The organism is Streptomyces sp. NBC_00554 (assembly GCF_041431135.1).
Lineage (GTDB): Bacteria > Actinomycetota > Actinomycetes > Streptomycetales > Streptomycetaceae > Streptomyces.
In genome coordinates, this window is sequence record NZ_CP107799.1 from 4492451 (window position 1) to 4507890 (window position 15440).

The following is a 15440-nucleotide window of genomic DNA, read 5'->3' on the forward strand; positions in this document are numbered from 1 at the left end:
CTATGTGCTGATCATGGAGGAGCCACCGGTGGAGTTCGACGTCACGATCGAGATTCCGAAGGGTTCGCGGAACAAGTACGAGGTGGACCACGAGACCGGTCGGATCCGCTTGGACCGTCGACTCTTCACCTCGACCAGTTACCCGGCCGACTACGGCTTCGTCGAGAACACTCTCGGCGAGGACGGCGACCCGCTGGACGCGCTGGTCATCCTGGACGAGCCGACCTTCCCCGGTTGCCTCATCCAGTGCCGCACGATCGGCATGTTCCGTATGACGGACGAGGCCGGCGGCGACGACAAGCTGCTGTGCGTCCCGGCGCACGACCCGCGGGTGGAGCACCTGCGCGACATCCACCACGTGTCGGAGTTCGACCGCCTGGAGATCCAGCACTTCTTCGAGGTCTACAAGGACCTGGAGCCCGGCAAGTCCGTCGAGGGCGCCAACTGGGTGGGCCGCACGGAGGCCGAGGCTGAGATCGAGCGTTCCTACAAGCGCCTGAAGGACCAGGGCGCTCACTGAGTACCCGCGCTTCCGTTCGGGCCGCGTGATCCTGATGGGGTCGCGCGGCCCGTTCGTGTATCCGTACGCATACTGAGGGCATACGGAAGGTACGCAGGAGACGCACGCGTACGAGAGGTGAGGCAGGAGCTGGTGGCGGACCCGGAGGCGGAAGACCGCAAGCCGCAGTCGGACGAGGCGAGGAGTGCCTTCGCTCAGCCGGCCGGGGTGGCGCCGCCGCAGATCCCGGTGGTCGATGACGAGTCGTCGACCACGTCCGAGTTCGCGCTCCCGAAGGGGTTCGGCGCACCGCAGCCGGCCGGGGCCGACTCCGAGGGTTCGGCGTTCAGCACCCCGGCCTCGTACAGCGCGCAGCACGCCCATCCCGCGTTCACGCCGCCGACCGGCATCCCCATGGTCAAGCTGACCAAGGACGTGCCGTGGCAGGACCGGATGCGCGAGATGCTGCGCATGCCGGTGACCGAGCGGCCCGCGCCCGAACTGGTCCGCAAGGAGGACGAGTCGGGGCCCGCCATCCCGCGCGTGCTCGACCTGACCCTGCGTATCGGCGAGTTGCTGCTCGCGGGCGGTGAGGGCGCGGAGGACGTGGAGGCGGCGATGTTCGCCGTGTGCCGCAGCTACGGCCTGGACCGCTGCGAGCCGAACGTCACCTTCACGCTGCTGTCCATCTCGCACCAGCCGTCCCTGGTCGAGGACCCCGTGACGGCGTCCAGGACCGTACGCCGCCGGGGCACCGACTACACGCGGCTCGCGGCCGTCTTCCGGCTCGTGGACGATCTGAGCGACCCGGAGGCCGCGATCTCGCTGGAGGAGGCGTACGGGCGGCTCGCCGAGATGCGGCGCAACCGGCACCCGTACCCCGGCTGGGTGCTGACCTCGGCGACCGGGCTGCTCGCAGGCGCGGCCTCGGTGCTCGTCGGCGGTGACGCCCTCGTGTTCGTGGCCGCCGCGCTCGGCGCGATGCTGGGCGACCGGCTCGCATGGCTGTGCGCGGGGCGCGGGCTGCCGGAGTTCTACCAGTTCACGGTGGCCGCGACGCCCCCCGCCGCGATCGGTGTCGCGATCCAGCTCGCGCACATGGACGTGAAGGCGTCCGCGGTGATCACCGGTGGGCTGTTCGCGCTGCTGCCCGGGCGGGCGCTCGTGGCGGGCGTGCAGGACGGTCTGACCGGCTTCTACATCACCGCGTCCGCGCGCCTGCTGGAAGTCATGTACTTCTTTGTCGGCATCGTTGTCGGGGTCCTTCTTGTGCTCTATTTCGGCGTGAAGCTGGGCGCCGAGCTCAATCCGGACCAGGCGCTGAGCATCTCCGAGCGGCCGCTGCTGCAGATCGCCGCGTCCATGCTGCTGTCGCTCACCTTCGCGGTGCTGCTCCAGCAGGAGCGGTCCACCGTGCTCCCGGTGACCCTCAACGGGGGCGTGGCCTGGTCGGTGTACGGGGCGATGCACTACGCGGGCGGTATCTCACCGGTCGCTTCCACGGCCGTGGCGGCGGGCCTGGTGGGCCTGTTCGGGCAGTTGCTGTCCCGCTACCGGTTCGCGTCCGCGCTCCCGTACACGACGGCCGCGATCGGACCGCTGCTGCCGGGTTCGGCCACCTACTTCGGCCTGCTGTCCATCGCGCAGAACGAGCTCGACAAGGGGCTCGTGTCCCTGACCAAGGCCGCCGCCCTCGCGATGGCCATCGCGATCGGCGTGAACCTGGGGTCCGAGATCTCCCGGCTGTTCCTGCGGATCCCGGGCGCGAGTACGGCGGGCGGCCGCCGCGCGGCCAAGCGGACGCGCGGCTTCTAGTCGTACGAGGAGTGCCTGCCTACCGCTTGGCGTGGCGGCCGCCGCGCGGGGGCTGCTGCGGGTCCTGGTGCTGATTCGGGTGCTGGGGCTGGTCCAGGTGCTGGGGCTGGTGCTGGTTCTGGGGCTGGTGCTGGTTCTGGTGCTGCTGGAGCGGGGGTACCCGCAGCTGGGCCGTCTCGTCGAGGGCGGGTGCCTCGGGAGCCTGGGCGGCTTCCTTCTTGGACTTACCTCGCGCCCGGAGGTACTCAATGACGATCGGGACGACCGAGATGAGGACGATCAGGATCAGGATCGCCTCGATGTTCTTGTGCACGAACTCGATGTTGCCGAGCCAGGCGCCGAGCGCCGTGACGCCGGCGCCCCAGAGGACACCACCGATGATGTTGTACGTGATGAACGAGCGGTACTTCATGCCGCTGACGCCGGCGATGATCGGCGTGAACGTGCGCACGATGGGCACGAAGCGGGCCAGGACCAGGGACTTGGGCCCGTGCTTCTCGAAGAACTCGTGGGCCTTGACCACGTTCTCCTGCTTGAAGAGACGGGAGTCCGGGCGGGTGAAGAGCGAGGGTCCGACCTTCTTGCCGAACAGATAGCCCGCCTGGTCACCGAGGATCGCGGCGACACAGATCAGCGCGATCGCCGCCCACAGCGGGAAGTCCAGCGTGCCCGCGGTGATCAGCAGTCCGGCGGTGAACAGCAGCGAGTCGCCCGGCAGGAAGAAGCCGATGAGCAGGCCGGACTCGGCGAAGACGATGAGGAGCAGGCCCCAGATACCGAAGTTGTCCAGGAGCGTGTTCGGATCCAGCCAGCTTGGTCCGAGAGCAAGCGTCGTCACGGTTCCGGGCTCCTGAGGGGTGAAGGAAGGGACGGCGGTCCACATACGGCCGACCAAAACTATCAACGCAATGGGGCTCCCCCAGGTTCCACCGGTGTCCAGAGGGTGCACTGTGTGCCAACTGGTACAAAGCTGTGAGCCGTACAAAGCTGTGCGCCATGGGCATCGAAGAGTACGGCGGCGGTCAGGTCCCCCAGTCGGACGTGCTGGTCGTGACGACGAACGACGCACCCGGTTACCGCGTCCAGGAAGTCATCGGTGAGGTCTTCGGCCTCACCGTGCGCTCCCGGCATCTGGGCAGCCAGATCGGCGCGGGTCTGAAGTCGATGATCGGCGGTGAGCTCAAGGGGCTCACCAAGACCCTCGTGGAGACCCGCAACCAGGCCATGGAACGGCTCGTCGAGCAGGCACGCGCGCGTGGCGCCAATGGCGTGCTGATGTTCCGCTTCGATGTCACGGAGGCGGCGGACGTGGGCACGGAGGTGTGCGCATACGGGACGGCGGTGGTCCTGGTCAAGGAATGAGGAGCAGGCGGTAGGCGGTAGGCGGTAGCGCACGCCTACGCCGAGGGATCAGCGCATGCCGACGCCGAGGATCAGTGCATGCGGTAAGGGGCGTCCGCAATGGCGGGCGCCCCTTACCGTCACGCTCCTTGGGAGTGCCTGGCCGCGTTCGCCCCGATCGCGTCCCTCAGGTGCTCGGCGAGCCCCGGCCGCATGGAGTCGTAGAACTCCTTGAAGCGCTCGTCGGAGACGTACATCCCGGCGAGCCCCTGGTGGGTCTCGTACGAGCACTCGTAGAACCACTTGGTGATGTGCTGCCGGTGCTCCTCGGCCATGTCCATGGCGCGCTCACCGGTCGGCGGCTCACCGGCCTCCATGAGGGCGTCGTAGCGCTCGCCCCAGGAGGCCACCTCGGCCTGCATGCGCTTCCAGTCGTCCTTGGTGTAGCGGGCGGCGCGGCGCTGCGACTCGGCGTACGCCTCCGTACCGCCCCAGCGCCGTTCGGCCTCTTCGGCGTGTGCTTCCGGATCCTTGTCCCCGAAGACCTCGAACTTCTCCTCGGGCGTGAGATTGATGCCCATCTTGCGTGCCTCCATGGCGTGCTCCACGGCCGCCGCCATCTTCTGCAGCCTCTCGATCCGGGCGGTCAGCAGCTCGTGCTGGCGGCGCAGATGCGCACGCGGGTCCGCTTCCGGGTCGTCGAGCAGGGCGGCGACCTCGTCGAGGGGGAAGCCGAGCTCCCGGTAGAACAGGATCTGCTGCAGCCGGTCGAGGTCGGCGTCGCTGTAGCGCCGGTGGCCCGCGTGGCTGCGCCCGCTCGGCGCGAGCAGACCGATCTCGTCGTAGTGGTGCAGCGTGCGCACCGTGACCCCGGCGAAACCGGCGACCTGGCCCACTGGATAACCCACTTCCGCTCCCTTCTCCGTACGCCTCTCAGGCTGAGGCCTCACGTGACGTGAGGTGCAAGTCGGAAATCCCGGGGATTCCGAGGTGGATTCCCCGAGGTGTTATGTCGGTTTCGCCCACTTAGGGTGTGCGCGTGAGCACCGAAGCCCCGGCGGAGCCGGCACAGACCCCCGCACGGCGTCTGCTGCCGTTGATCGTGCCCTCCGTGGTGGTCGGTGTGGTCGCGGCGCTCGTCCTGCTGGGCGTCAGTCTGCTGGCCGAGCAGCTCCAGGACGTCCTGTGGGAGACCCTTCCGGACGCGCTGGACGTGGGCCGCTACTCCGTGCTCTGGATGATGGTGATGCTTACGGCGACCGGTGTCGCGGTGGGCCTGGTGGTGTGGAAGGTGCCGGGGCACGCGGGACCGGACCCGGCCACCACCGGCCTGGTCGATCCGCCCCTGCCGCTCCGCGTGCTGCCCGGGCTGCTCCTCGCCACGGTCCTGGCGCTGGCGGGCGGGGTGAGCCTGGGCCCCGAGAACCCGATCACGGCCGCCAACATCGCCCTCGCGTACTGGCTGGGCAGGAAGGTCGCCCCCCGCTCCCCCGCCGCCGTGTGGATGATGCTGGCGGCCGCGGGCACGATCGGCGCGCTGTTCGGGACGCCGGTGGCGGCCGCGCTGGTCTTCTCCGAGGTGCTGGCCGGGCGGCCGGGCCCCGGCGCCCTCTGGGACCGGCTGCTGCCGCCACTCGTCGCGGGCGGCACCGGCGCGCTGACCATGGACCTGCTCGCCCACCCGAGCTTCAACCTGTCCCTGCCCGACTACACCGGACCCCACTGGGGCGACCTCCTGTCCGCCCTGGTGGTCGCCTCGGTCGCGGCGGTGGCCGGGATGGCCGCGGTGTACGCCTTTCCCTACGTCCACGGCGCCTTCTCCCGGCTCAGGCACCCCATGCTGACGATTCCGGCGGGCGGGCTCGTCCTCGGGCTCCTTGGCGCCCTGGGCGGACATCTGACGCTCTTCAAGGGGCTGGACGAGGTGAAGGTGCTGGCCGCGGACCCGGAGGGCTGGTCGGCGGGGCGGTTCGCTCTGATGGCCGTAGTGAAACTGGCCGCCCTCCAGGTCGCCGCGGCGTGCGGCTTCCGGGGCGGCCGGATCTTTCCCGCCGTCTTCGCGGGGGTAGCCCTGGGACTGTGTGCGCACGCGCTGGTGCCCCAGGTGCATCCCACGATCGGCGTGGTCTGCGGCGTCCTGGGCGTACTGCTCGCTGTCACCCGGCAGGGCTGGATCAGCCTGTTCACGGCGGCGGTCCTGGTGTCGGACCCTGCCGTGCTGCCGCTGCTCGTACTGGCGTCGGTGCCGGCCTGGCTGCTGGTCACCGGGCGCCCCCAGATGCAGCTTCACGACGATGGAACCCCGATCCGCTAGGAGATGTCATGCCGCTCCACAAAGGCCCCGAGAAGCGCGACGAGCGCCCGATGTCCGTGAACCCCTTCTTCGGGGAGACCAATCCGGTCGGCGGCATGACCGAGGCCCCGCCCAAGCACCGGCTCCCGGACGGGCCGCTGCCGCCCACCACTGCCTATCAACTCGTCCATGACGAGCTGATGCTGGACGGCAACTCGCGGCTGAACCTCGCCACCTTCGTCACCACCTGGATGGAGCCGCAGGCCGGGGTGCTGATGGCCGAGTGCCGCGACAAGAACATGATCGACAAGGACGAGTACCCGCGCACCGCGGAGCTGGAACGACGCTGTGTGGCCATGCTCGCCGACCTGTGGAACGCCCCCGATCCGTCGGCCGCCGTGGGCTGTTCGACGACCGGGTCCAGTGAGGCGTGCATGCTCGCGGGGATGGCGCTGAAGCGGCGCTGGGCCCAGCGCAACGCCGACCGCTATCCCGCGGCCCGCCCGAACCTCGTCATGGGCGTCAACGTCCAGGTCTGCTGGGACAAGTTCTGCAACTTCTGGGAGGTCGAGGCGCGCCAAGTCCCCATGGAGGGCGACCGGTTCCACCTCGACCCCCAGGCCGCCGCCGAGCTGTGCGACGAGAACACCATCGGGGTCGTGGGCATCCTCGGGTCCACCTTCGACGGGTCCTACGAGCCGATCGCCGACCTGTGCGCGGCCCTCGACGCCCTTCAGGAGCGGACCGGGCTCGACATCCCGGTGCATGTCGACGGCGCGTCCGGCGCGATGGTCGCCCCCTTCCTCGACGAGGACCTGGTCTGGGACTTCCGGCTGCCGAGGGTGTCGTCCATCAACACCTCGGGCCACAAGTACGGCCTCGTCTACCCGGGCGTCGGCTGGGCGCTGTGGAAGTCGGCTGACGAGCTGCCGGAGGAACTCGTCTTCCGGGTCAACTACCTGGGCGGCGACATGCCGACCTTCGCGCTCAACTTCTCCCGGCCCGGCGCCCAGGTGGTGGCGCAGTACTACACGTTCCTGCGGCTGGGCCGGGAGGGCTACCGGGCCGTGCAGCAGACGACCCGTGACGTGGCGCTCGCACTCTCCGGGCGTGTCGAGGCACTGGGCGACTTCCAACTCCTCACCCGAGGTGATGAGTTGCCGGTCTTCGCCTTCACGACGGGACCCGACGTGACCGCCTACGACGTCTTCGACGTGTCCCGGCGGATGCGCGAGCGGGGCTGGCTGGTGCCCGCGTACACCTTCCCTGCCAACCGCGAGGACCTGTCGGTACTGCGGGTGGTGTGCCGCAACGGCTTCTCGACGGACCTCGCCGAGTTGTTCGTGGACGACCTCGGACGACTGCTGCCTGAACTGCGCCGACAGTCGCATCCGTTGACGCGCGACAAGGGTGCGGCCACCGGCTTCCACCACTGAGCCGGCCGTCCGGGCAGCCGCCGTTGTCAGGTGCCGTCGCCCAGGTCGAAGCTGTGCCAGTGCACGCCGTCGGCGGATATGCGATAGCTCCCGGTGCCGAAGCTGCCGCCCATCACGTAGCCGAGCGGCGTCACGGTCGCCGAACCCCCCAGGCCCTGCGAGCCCCTGGCCTCCTTGAAGGAACGGCCGCCGTCGGTGCTGCGCCAGACGGCGTCCTCGCCGTGGATGGTGAGGCTGCCGTCGACGGCGGCGACCGGATCGCCGATCGAGGAGCGCGGGTCCACGCCCTTGCGGTATTTCCAGACCTGCTCCCAGGTGTGGCCACCGTCGGTGCTGCGGTGCAGGGCGAGCAGCCCGTTCTTCACGCCCTCCTCCTCGGGCAGCTGGCCCGGATGAAGCGCGTACAGCACGTCTCCGGACGCGACCACGCGCATGCCCCAGCCGTGCTCCTCGAACGGGGCGATCAGGGCCGTACGCCAGGTGCGCCCGCGGTCCTCGCTGACGGCGAGAGCGGGGGCGCCGGAGCCCGGGTCGGCGCCGGAGACGAAGAGGAGTCCGCCCGCGGTCTCCCCAGCCGGGATCAGCTCACCCGCCAGCGGAGGCTGGTGGGCCAGGACCTGGAACCTGCCCGTGCCGGGTTGGACCACGAGGAGGCGGGACGGCGCGCATCCGTTCCCCTCTTTGTCCGGCCGTGAGCAGTCCGGGACCAGGGCGCCTCCTGCGGGCACCGCCGCGGTCGTGCCCGCAGGGGCGACGGAGCCGCGCCGCCAGCTGCGGCCGCCGTCGCCCGTGAACCAGGTCCCGTCCGGCGGCGGCCACTTGCCCTCGGTGATCAGCGCGCGGCCGGGTCCCAGCACCACGAGCCCCGCCGTGATGCCGAGGTCGCCCCTCACGTCCGGCAGCGGGTTGCGCGCGAGGCGCCAGGAGTCGGCGGCCTTGTCGAGCACCGCGACGTACTGCCGGCAGCGCGTCTTCCCGCACCGCGCGAGCAGCGCGAACCCGCTGGCGTCCGACGCGAAGCCCACGGCGTGCGGACCCCCCGGCAGGTCCCGTGACGAGGGGATCCGGGGAGGCGAGACCCCCGTCGGGGCGGGGGCGCTGCTGCTCACACCCGGATCCGCACCCGCAGCTGTATCCGCGCCGGAGCCTGAGCATCCGGCCAACAGCACCAGTACGCCCAGTACGGCGGCCACGACCGCCTTGCCCGTGCCTGTGCCCGTGCCTGAGCCCGCGCCCCTGCCCCTGCCCCACCTCATGAGATTCCCCCGATCCCGCGCCGCACCGTCATTTCTGGTACACCGCTCGCCGCGCTCGGGTTCCCACTTCCTCGCGACGACTTTTCAGGCGCAGAGCTGAGGGCGCCGTACGTCTGCTTACTCAGCCCCCCGAACTATCTACTCAGCCCCCGAACTACTTACTGAGCCCCCCGAACCTCCGCACCGCCAGCGGCAAGAACACCGCCAGCAGTGCCAGCGGCCAGACCACGGCCGCCCAGACGTGGCCCGGCTCCCCGCCCGGCCCGCCGAACAGGTCCCGTACCGCCGTCGCCGTCTGGGACATCGGGTTCCACTCGACCACCGTGCCCAGCCAGCCCGGCATGGAGTCCGGGGTTGCGAACGCGTTGGACAGGAAGCCGACCGGCCAGACCAGGATCTGCACGGCCTGCACCATCTCCGGCTTTCCGGCGACCATCGCGAGGTGGATGCCGATCCACAGCATGGCGAACCGGAAGAGCAGGAGCAGCCCGACGGCTCCCAGGAACGCCCCGAACGTGCCGTGCGCGCGCCAGCCGATCGCGTACCCGACGCCGATCAGCACGGCCAGGCCCAGCGCCGACTGGAGCATGTCGGCGACCGAACGGCCCACCAGGACCGCGCCGTTGGTCATCGGCATCGACCGGAAGCGGTCGATCACCCCCTTGTTGAGGTCCTGGGTGACGGCCAGCATCGTGCCCTCCAGGCCGAAGGCCATGGTCAGCGCGAGCATGCCGGGCACCAGGAAGTCGACGTAGTCGCCCTGGACGCCCCGGCCGCCGCCGATGAGATAGCCGAACATCAGCAGCAGCATCACGGGGAAGACCAGGCCGACCAGCACCTGGACGGGTTGCCGTGCCCAGTGGGCGAGTTCGCGGCGGGTCATGGTCCAGCAGTCGGTCAGGATGTCGGCCCCTGGAGCACGCGAAGCCCGTGGAGCCCGTGAATCCCCGGGACGGGTCGCCTCGTACGTACTCATACGGTCTCCTCCATGCGGTGCTCGTCCACGCGGGGCTCGTCAGTACGGCGCCCGTCCCCCGTCAGATCCAGGAACACCTCGTCCAGCGTCGGCCGCCGCAGCGCGATGTCCTCAGCCTCTATGCCGGCCTCCTCCAGGGCGCGTACGGCCCCCGCCAGCGCCGCCATGCGGTCGGTGACCTGGGCGCTGATGAGACGGCGGTCGGTGTCCACCGAGACTCCGTCCCCGGGGAACGGCAACAGGGCGACGGCGGCGCCCAGTTGGCCGCCGTCCCGCAGCACCACGTCGATCCGGTCGCCGCCGGTGCGGGCCTTCAGTTCGTCCGCCGTGCCGTCCGCGATGACCCGGCCGTGGTCGACGACGGAGATGCGGTGGGCGAGCTGGTCGGCCTCCTCCAGGTACTGCGTGGTGAGCAGGACCGTGGTGCCGCCGCCGACCAGGGAGCGGACGGCGGCCCACACCTCCGCCCGGCCTCGTGGGTCGAGCCCGGTCGTCGGTTCGTCCAGGAAGAGCACCTCCGGCTCGGTGATGAGGGACGCGGCGAGGTCCAGGCGGCGCCGCATGCCTCCGCTGTACTGCTTGACCGCCTTGCGCCCGGTGTCGGCGAGGTCGAAGCGCTCCAGGAGCTCGTCGGCCCGCACGCGCGCGTGGCGGGCGCCCAGGTGGTGGAGCCGGCCGAACATCTCCAGGTTCTGGTGTCCGCCGAGCTCCTCGTCGAGCGCGGCGTGCTGGCCGAGCAGGCCGATGCGGTGCCGTACCCGGCCGGCCTCGCGCGCCACGTCGTACCCGGCGACCTCGACCCGGCCCTCGTCGGGACGCAGCAGGGTGGTCAGCACGCGCACCATGGTCGTCTTGCCCGCGCCGTTCGGACCGAGCAGGCCGTGGACGGTGCCGCGGCGCACCGCCAGGTCCAGTCCGTCCAGTGCCGCCTTGTCGCCGTACCGCTTCCGTACGCCCTCAGCGACGATCGCGTCGGTCATCCGATCCCCCTTTGCCCAGTGATCAAGCCAAGCGATCCGGCCAGTGGCCAAACCCAGTAATCAAACTTGACTACTCATCGAAAGTAACTCGACCGAAGCCATTCGTCAAACTTGATTAGCCGCGATCCCCGGGATGCGGCATCCCCGTCGCGTACGGGTTCTCCTCGCCCTCGGCCAGGACGGCGACGAACGGCTCGCCCTCGCCCGCGAAGGTGTACGCCCCGCGCTCGATCCGCGCGATCAGGCCGCGCGTCCACTCGGCGTCGGAGTCGGCGGTGTGCACCCAGAGGTTCATGATCTCGCCGATGTGGCCGAGCTGTTCGGGGCCGTCCTCGGGCACGTAGTGCTCGGTGACGGCACCACGCCACTCCTCGATCTTCCGGATCCGCTCCTTCAGGAGGGCCACCGCTTCGTCCCTCGGCAGGTCGACGATGAAGCCGATGCCCGCCGACTGGACGTCCATCTTCTGGTCGTACGAGGTCAGGGACTCGCGCAGGAGCGCCAGGAACTCCTCGGTGCCCTTGTCCGTGATCTCGTACTCGGTGCGCGGCGGGCCGCCGACCGTGGACGGCGCGATCTCGTGCGCGTGCAGCAGGCCCTGCTTCGCCATCTGCTTGAGCGCGTGGTAGATCGAGCCGGGCTTGGCGTTGGACCACTCGTGCGCGCCCCAGTACTCCAGGTCGTTGCGGACCTGGTAGCCGTGGGCCCGCCCGTGCTGGCGGACGGCGCCGAGCACGAGGAGACGGATCGCTGACATGTGGTCCACATTAGGACCCGCCGCTTGACCTCCAGGACGCGGTGTGCCCCTGGCGTCCCGTCTCACCCCCAGGAGGTGCCCTGCTCCTGGGCGACCAGCTCGAAGGCCGTCTTGCCGTCCAGGGACTCGCGGATGATGTCGGCGTGGCCAGCGTGCCGGGCGAACTCCTCTACGAGATGGAGCATGAGCCAGCGCATCGAGACCTCGCCCTTGGGGAACCAGGGCGCCTCGGGCAGCGGGAAGGTGTCGTCCAGGGATCCGACGGACCGGATGAACTCCTCGGTCTCGTGCGCCACCCCGTCCCAGAAGGCGAGGGTCCCGGCCACCGTCTCGCCCTCGGCGAGGTGGAAGCCGTCTCCCCAGGTCTCCTCGGTGCGCGCCCGCTCGTTGGGCTTCTGCTGGGCCAGCCGCAGCCAGTTCAGCTCGCACTCGGCGACATGCTTGACGAGTCCGGACAGCGAGAGCTCGCTGGCGCTGGGCCGCAGCGCCGCCTGCTCGTCGTCCAGCCCCAGCACTGCGCGCCGGAGGCCGCCACGCTGTGCCTCCGCGAAGGCCAGGAGTGCACCGCGCTCGTCGCCGTACGCCTCTGCGGGAACGTGAGTGACCATGTCGGCCGCCTTTCATCGGGTCCTCTTGCCTGACACCGATGAAGCTACGGGCCCTTGCGGTCAGCTTCTGTCCGCAAGGGCCCGGTCACTGCAAAGAGGCTAGAACGGGAAGAAGCTCCGCCCGTGCTGCACCGAGATCCACTTCTGCGTGGTGAACGCCTCGACGGTCGCCTCGCCGTTCAGGCGGCCGATGCCCGAGTGCTTCTCGCCGCCGAAGGCGACGAGGGGCTCGTCGTGGACGGTGCCGTCGTTGACGTGGAACATGCCGGTGTCGATCTGCTTGGCGAAGCCGACTCCGCGCTCGACGTCGGCGGTGTGGACGGCGCCGCTGAGCCCGTACGGGGTGTTGTTGACCAGGCGTACGGCCTCCTCCTCGCCGTCGAAGGGGATGAGGAGGGCGACGGGACCGAAGATCTCCTGCTGGAGGATGGCCGAGTCGGCCGGCAGACCGGTCAGGACACTCGGCTCGACGAGGTTGTCGGTGGTGGTGCCGTGCACGAGGGCGGTGGCGCCCTCGGCGATCGCCTGGTCGACCACGCCGGTGAGCGCGTCCGCCTGGGAGGAGTTGATGACCGGGCCGATGACCGTCGTCGGGTCGGTCGGGTCGCCGACCTTCAGGGTCTTGACCTTGGCGACGAACTTCTCGGTGAACTCGGCCTCGATCGAGCGGTCCACGAGGACGCGGTTGGCGGCCATGCAGACCTGGCCCTGGTGGACGTACCGGCTGAAGACCGCCGCGTCGACCGCGTAGTCGATGTCCGCGTCCTCCAGGACCACCAGCGCGCTGTTGCCGCCCAGTTCGAGGATCGCGCTCTTGAAGTGCGAGGCGCAGACGGTGGCCACATGGCGGCCGACCTTGTCGGAGCCGGTGAAGGAGATGACCTTCGGGACCGGGTGCTCGATGAAGGCGTCGCCGATCTCGGCGATGTCGGTGATGACGACGTTCAGCAGGCCGCCGGGCAGGCCCGCGTCCTCGAAGATCTTGGCGACCAGGGAACCGCCGACGATCGGGGTGTTCTGGTGCGGCTTCAGCACCACGCCGTTGCCGAGCGCCAGCGCCGGGGCGACGGACTTCAGGGACAGCAGGAAGGGGAAGTTGAAGGGGCTGATCACGCCGACGACACCGACGGGGACGCGGTAGACGCGGTTCTCCTTGCCGTCCACCGGCGAGGGGAGGATCTTGCCCTCGGGGCGCAGCGCCAGATTGACCGACTCGCGCAGGAACTCGCGGACGAGGTGCAGTTCGAAGCCGGCCTTGAGGTACGTGCCGCCGAGCTCGGCGATGATCACCTCGGTGATCTCCGCCTCGCGCTCGTCGATGATCTTCAGAGCGCGCTCGAAGACGGCACGGCGCGCGTACGGGTTGGTCGCGGCCCATTCCTTCTGGGCGCGCTCGGCCGCGCGGTAGGCCTCGTCGACCTCGTCGACCGTGGCTATCGTGATCGACGCCAGCTTCTCGCCGTTGTACGGGTTGAAGTCGATGATGTCCCAGGACCCGGTCCCTGGGCGCCACTCACCGTCGATGTACTGCTGGGCCAGGTCGGTGAAGTAGGACGACATGTGCTCCCTCAAATCCCTGTGCTGCCGAGGCACAGACACTCAGGTCTGAGTCAGCAGACATCAACAACGATCAACGTCTGATCAGACGTCATCGTACTTGTGTTTAAAGGGAGTTGGAGAACAACTCTGGAGAGTCTGTGAAGACTCGAAGCGGATCCACAGGAGGGCTCGGCAGGGTGCCAGGGTTCAGGAGAGCTGGAGCAGCCCCCTCAGCAGGTCACGGCTCTCCGAGGGGCCCGGGCTGTCCTGCTGCAACTGCTTCAGCGCGCTCTCGTACTGCGTGACATCCTCGCGTTTGTCCAGGTAGAGCGCGCTGGTGAGCTGCTCCAGGTAGACGACGTCGGAGAGGTCGGACTCGGGGAAGCTGAGGATCGTGAAGGAGCCGCTCTCTCCCGAGTGGCCGCCGAAGCTGAACGGCATGACCTGAAGTCGTACGTTGGGACGCTCCGACACCTCGATCAGATGCTGGAGTTGTCCGCGCATCACCTCGCGGTCGCCGTACGGCCGGCGCAGGGCGGCCTCGTCGAGAACGAAGTGGAACTCGGGGGAGCTCTCGGCGACCAGGTACTTCTGGCGCTCCAGACGCAGCGCCACGCGCCGGTCGATGTCGGCGACGCTCGCGCCCTTCATGCCGCGCGTGACGACCGCGTGCGCATACGCCTCGGTCTGCAACAGACCGTGTACGAACTGCACTTCGTACGCCCGGATCAGATGGGCGGCGCCCTCCAGGCCGACATAGGTCGGGAACCAGCTGGGCAGGACATCCGAGTAACTGTGCCACCAGCCCGCGACGTTGGCTTCCTTCGCGAGGGACACCAGGGAGGTGCGCTCGACCTCGTCCATGATGCCGTAGAGCGTCAGCAGGTCCTCGACGTCGCGCGTCTTGAAGCTCACCCGTCCCAACTCCATGCGGCTGATCTTCGATTCGGAGGCGCGGATCGAGTAACCGGCCGCTTCACGGGTGATTCCACGCGCCTCTCGCAGGCGCCTGAGATGCGATCCGAGCAGCATGCGCCGCACCACCGAGCCGCTCGACTCACCAGCGCTCACGTTCGTCCGCCTCCCCAACCGTCTTCAGGGCCCGCAGTCTGCCACTAAAACACTTCGAGCTGTACTCGTTCGGTTACAGAAATGGAAAGGATCCAAAGGACTGCCACAGGAAGAGACCACTGGAGAGACAACAAGAGTGAAGAAGGTGACAGAAGAAATGAGCAAGAACTGGTAGAGGAAGGTCCAATTCGGGCGCGTGCACGTGCATCTGCCCTTGCATCTGCTCTACGCATTCGGAACCATGGTCCTCGCGCCACCGCTGCATCGCAACGACCGCGAACACCCGGGAGTGCCTCGCATGGGGACGAATGGATCGACCATGCTCGAGCCCTTACGGCAGGGACTTCCGCCGCTCGATCCCGCGGCCGTGTCCAACGCCGCTTCCTGCGCCCTGCCCGCCCGCTACGAAGCGGTGCGTGAGGCGCGGCAGTTCACCCGCAGAACGCTCGACCAGTGGGACGTCGGCGACCGTTTCGACGATGTCTGCCTGGTGGTCTCCGAGCTCGTCACCAACGCGCTGCGGCACGCGCTGCCCTCGGACAAGCCCCGCGTGGACGACCAAGGCCCGCCCGTGCGGCTGCACTTGATGCGGTGGACCGAGCGTCTGGTGTGCGCGGTGCGCGACCCCAGTCACGACAGCCCGGTCGCGGGAGACTCCGAGGACTTCTCGGCGGAGTCGGGCCGCGGCCTCTTCCTGGTCGACTCGTTCGCCGACAGCTGGGGCTGGCACCCGCTCGCGGGCACCCTCAGCGGCAAGGTCGTGTGGGCGCTGTTCCGGCTGCCGCCGGGTCCGGGCGCGACACCGGCCACCGTTCCGGGCGAATAGAGAACCGCGGCGCCTTCTGGCGCCGCGGTTCTACGCGCGTTAC

15 protein-coding genes are annotated in these 15440 nt (G+C 69.2%); 6 read left to right on the plus strand and 9 right to left on the minus strand.

Going from position 1 to position 15440, the window contains the following annotated elements; all coding sequences use genetic code 11:
* The first annotated feature begins 28 nt into the window (after nt 1-28).
* Both OG266_RS19555 and OG266_RS19560 read left to right on the plus strand, forming a co-directional pair.
* On the plus strand, nt 29-520 hold the full coding sequence (locus OG266_RS19555; RefSeq protein ID WP_266463919.1) for an inorganic diphosphatase: 492 nt from the start codon (nt 29-31) through the stop codon (nt 518-520).
* A 132-nt stretch (nt 521-652) separates the two neighbouring features.
* The gene (locus tag OG266_RS19560) at nt 653-2314 is read left to right on the plus strand and encodes a threonine/serine exporter ThrE family protein (RefSeq protein ID WP_266457080.1); all 1662 of its coding nucleotides are present in this window, start codon (nt 653-655) and stop codon (nt 2312-2314) included.
* Nucleotides 2315-2333: 19 nt separating this feature from the next.
* Here OG266_RS19560 and OG266_RS19565 read toward each other — a convergent pair whose 3' ends face one another.
* Complete coding sequence (locus OG266_RS19565) at nt 2334-3152, minus strand: DedA family protein (RefSeq protein WP_371547343.1); 819 nt, start codon at nt 3150-3152, stop codon at nt 2334-2336.
* Nucleotides 3153-3310: 158 nt separating this feature from the next.
* Between OG266_RS19565 and OG266_RS19570 the strand changes: the two genes are divergently transcribed.
* Nucleotides 3311-3676: a YbjQ family protein gene (locus tag OG266_RS19570; protein WP_266457082.1), complete on the plus strand. Its 366-nt coding sequence runs from the start codon at nt 3311-3313 to the stop codon at nt 3674-3676.
* A gap of 119 nt (nt 3677-3795) precedes the next feature.
* Here OG266_RS19570 and OG266_RS19575 read toward each other — a convergent pair whose 3' ends face one another.
* On the minus strand, nt 3796-4563 hold the full coding sequence (locus OG266_RS19575; RefSeq protein WP_371547346.1) for a MerR family transcriptional regulator: 768 nt from the start codon (nt 4561-4563) through the stop codon (nt 3796-3798).
* Between the two features lie 131 nt (nt 4564-4694).
* Here OG266_RS19575 and OG266_RS19580 point away from each other — a divergent pair, with 131 nt between their 5' ends.
* Both OG266_RS19580 and OG266_RS19585 read left to right on the plus strand, forming a co-directional pair.
* The gene (locus tag OG266_RS19580; protein WP_371547349.1) at nt 4695-5969 is read left to right on the plus strand and encodes an ion channel protein; all 1275 of its coding nucleotides are present in this window, start codon (nt 4695-4697) and stop codon (nt 5967-5969) included.
* An 8-nt stretch (nt 5970-5977) separates the two neighbouring features.
* Entirely contained in the window at nt 5978-7384 is a 1407-nt protein-coding gene (locus OG266_RS19585; RefSeq protein ID WP_266457091.1) for a glutamate decarboxylase, read from the plus strand.
* Nucleotides 7385-7410: 26 nt separating this feature from the next.
* On the opposite strand, the gene OG266_RS19590 is transcribed toward OG266_RS19585, so the two are convergent.
* From OG266_RS19590 to OG266_RS19620, 7 genes are all read right to left on the minus strand, one after another.
* Complete coding sequence (locus OG266_RS19590) at nt 7411-8493, minus strand: exo-alpha-sialidase (RefSeq protein ID WP_371547351.1); 1083 nt, start codon at nt 8491-8493, stop codon at nt 7411-7413.
* 301 nt (nt 8494-8794) lie between these two features.
* The gene (locus OG266_RS19595) at nt 8795-9616 is read right to left on the minus strand and encodes an ABC transporter permease (RefSeq protein ID WP_371547353.1); all 822 of its coding nucleotides are present in this window, start codon (nt 9614-9616) and stop codon (nt 8795-8797) included.
* Nucleotides 9613-10596 (minus strand): ATP-binding cassette domain-containing protein, encoded by a 984-nt coding sequence (locus OG266_RS19600; protein ID WP_371547355.1) that lies wholly within the window; start codon nt 10594-10596, stop codon nt 9613-9615. The genes OG266_RS19595 and OG266_RS19600 overlap by 4 nt, the downstream gene beginning before the upstream one ends.
* A gap of 115 nt (nt 10597-10711) precedes the next feature.
* Nucleotides 10712-11353 carry a PadR family transcriptional regulator gene (locus tag OG266_RS19605; protein ID WP_266457100.1) on the minus strand — a complete coding sequence of 214 codons (642 nt, stop codon included), beginning with the start codon at nt 11351-11353 and terminating at the stop codon, nt 10712-10714.
* Nucleotides 11354-11415: 62 nt separating this feature from the next.
* Nucleotides 11416-11961 (minus strand): DinB family protein, encoded by a 546-nt coding sequence (locus OG266_RS19610; RefSeq protein WP_371547357.1) that lies wholly within the window; start codon nt 11959-11961, stop codon nt 11416-11418.
* Nucleotides 11962-12060: 99 nt separating this feature from the next.
* The gene (locus tag OG266_RS19615) at nt 12061-13521 is read right to left on the minus strand and encodes an aldehyde dehydrogenase family protein (protein ID WP_266457106.1); all 1461 of its coding nucleotides are present in this window, start codon (nt 13519-13521) and stop codon (nt 12061-12063) included.
* Nucleotides 13522-13707: 186 nt separating this feature from the next.
* Nucleotides 13708-14532 carry a helix-turn-helix transcriptional regulator gene (locus tag OG266_RS19620; protein ID WP_266463927.1) on the minus strand — a complete coding sequence of 275 codons (825 nt, stop codon included), beginning with the start codon at nt 14530-14532 and terminating at the stop codon, nt 13708-13710.
* Between the two features lie 337 nt (nt 14533-14869).
* Between OG266_RS19620 and OG266_RS19625 the strand changes: the two genes are divergently transcribed.
* Entirely contained in the window at nt 14870-15397 is a 528-nt protein-coding gene (locus OG266_RS19625; RefSeq protein ID WP_329546291.1) for an ATP-binding protein, read from the plus strand.
* Nucleotides 15398-15440: the final 43 nt, after the last annotated feature.

What these genes read in the sequence shown, in the direction of transcription:
- OG266_RS19570 (WP_266457082.1), top strand. Translation starts at nt 3,311, where the DNA reads ATGGGCATCGAAGAGTACGGCGGCGGTCAGGTCCCCCAGTCGGACGTG.
- OG266_RS19585 (WP_266457091.1), top strand. Translation starts at nt 5,978, where the DNA reads ATGCCGCTCCACAAAGGCCCCGAGAAGCGCGACGAGCGCCCGATGTCC.
- OG266_RS19595 (WP_371547353.1), bottom strand. Translation starts at nt 9,616, where the DNA reads ATGAGTACGTACGAGGCGACCCGTCCCGGGGATTCACGGGCTCCACGG.
- OG266_RS19600 (WP_371547355.1), bottom strand. Translation starts at nt 10,596, where the DNA reads ATGACCGACGCGATCGTCGCTGAGGGCGTACGGAAGCGGTACGGCGAC.
- OG266_RS19605 (WP_266457100.1), bottom strand. Translation starts at nt 11,353, where the DNA reads ATGTCAGCGATCCGTCTCCTCGTGCTCGGCGCCGTCCGCCAGCACGGG.
- OG266_RS19610 (WP_371547357.1), bottom strand. Translation starts at nt 11,961, where the DNA reads ATGGTCACTCACGTTCCCGCAGAGGCGTACGGCGACGAGCGCGGTGCA.
- OG266_RS19615 (WP_266457106.1), bottom strand. Translation starts at nt 13,521, where the DNA reads ATGTCGTCCTACTTCACCGACCTGGCCCAGCAGTACATCGACGGTGAG.
- OG266_RS19620 (WP_266463927.1), bottom strand. Translation starts at nt 14,532, where the DNA reads ATGCTGCTCGGATCGCATCTCAGGCGCCTGCGAGAGGCGCGTGGAATC.
- OG266_RS19625 (WP_329546291.1), top strand. Translation starts at nt 14,870, where the DNA reads ATGGGGACGAATGGATCGACCATGCTCGAGCCCTTACGGCAGGGACTT.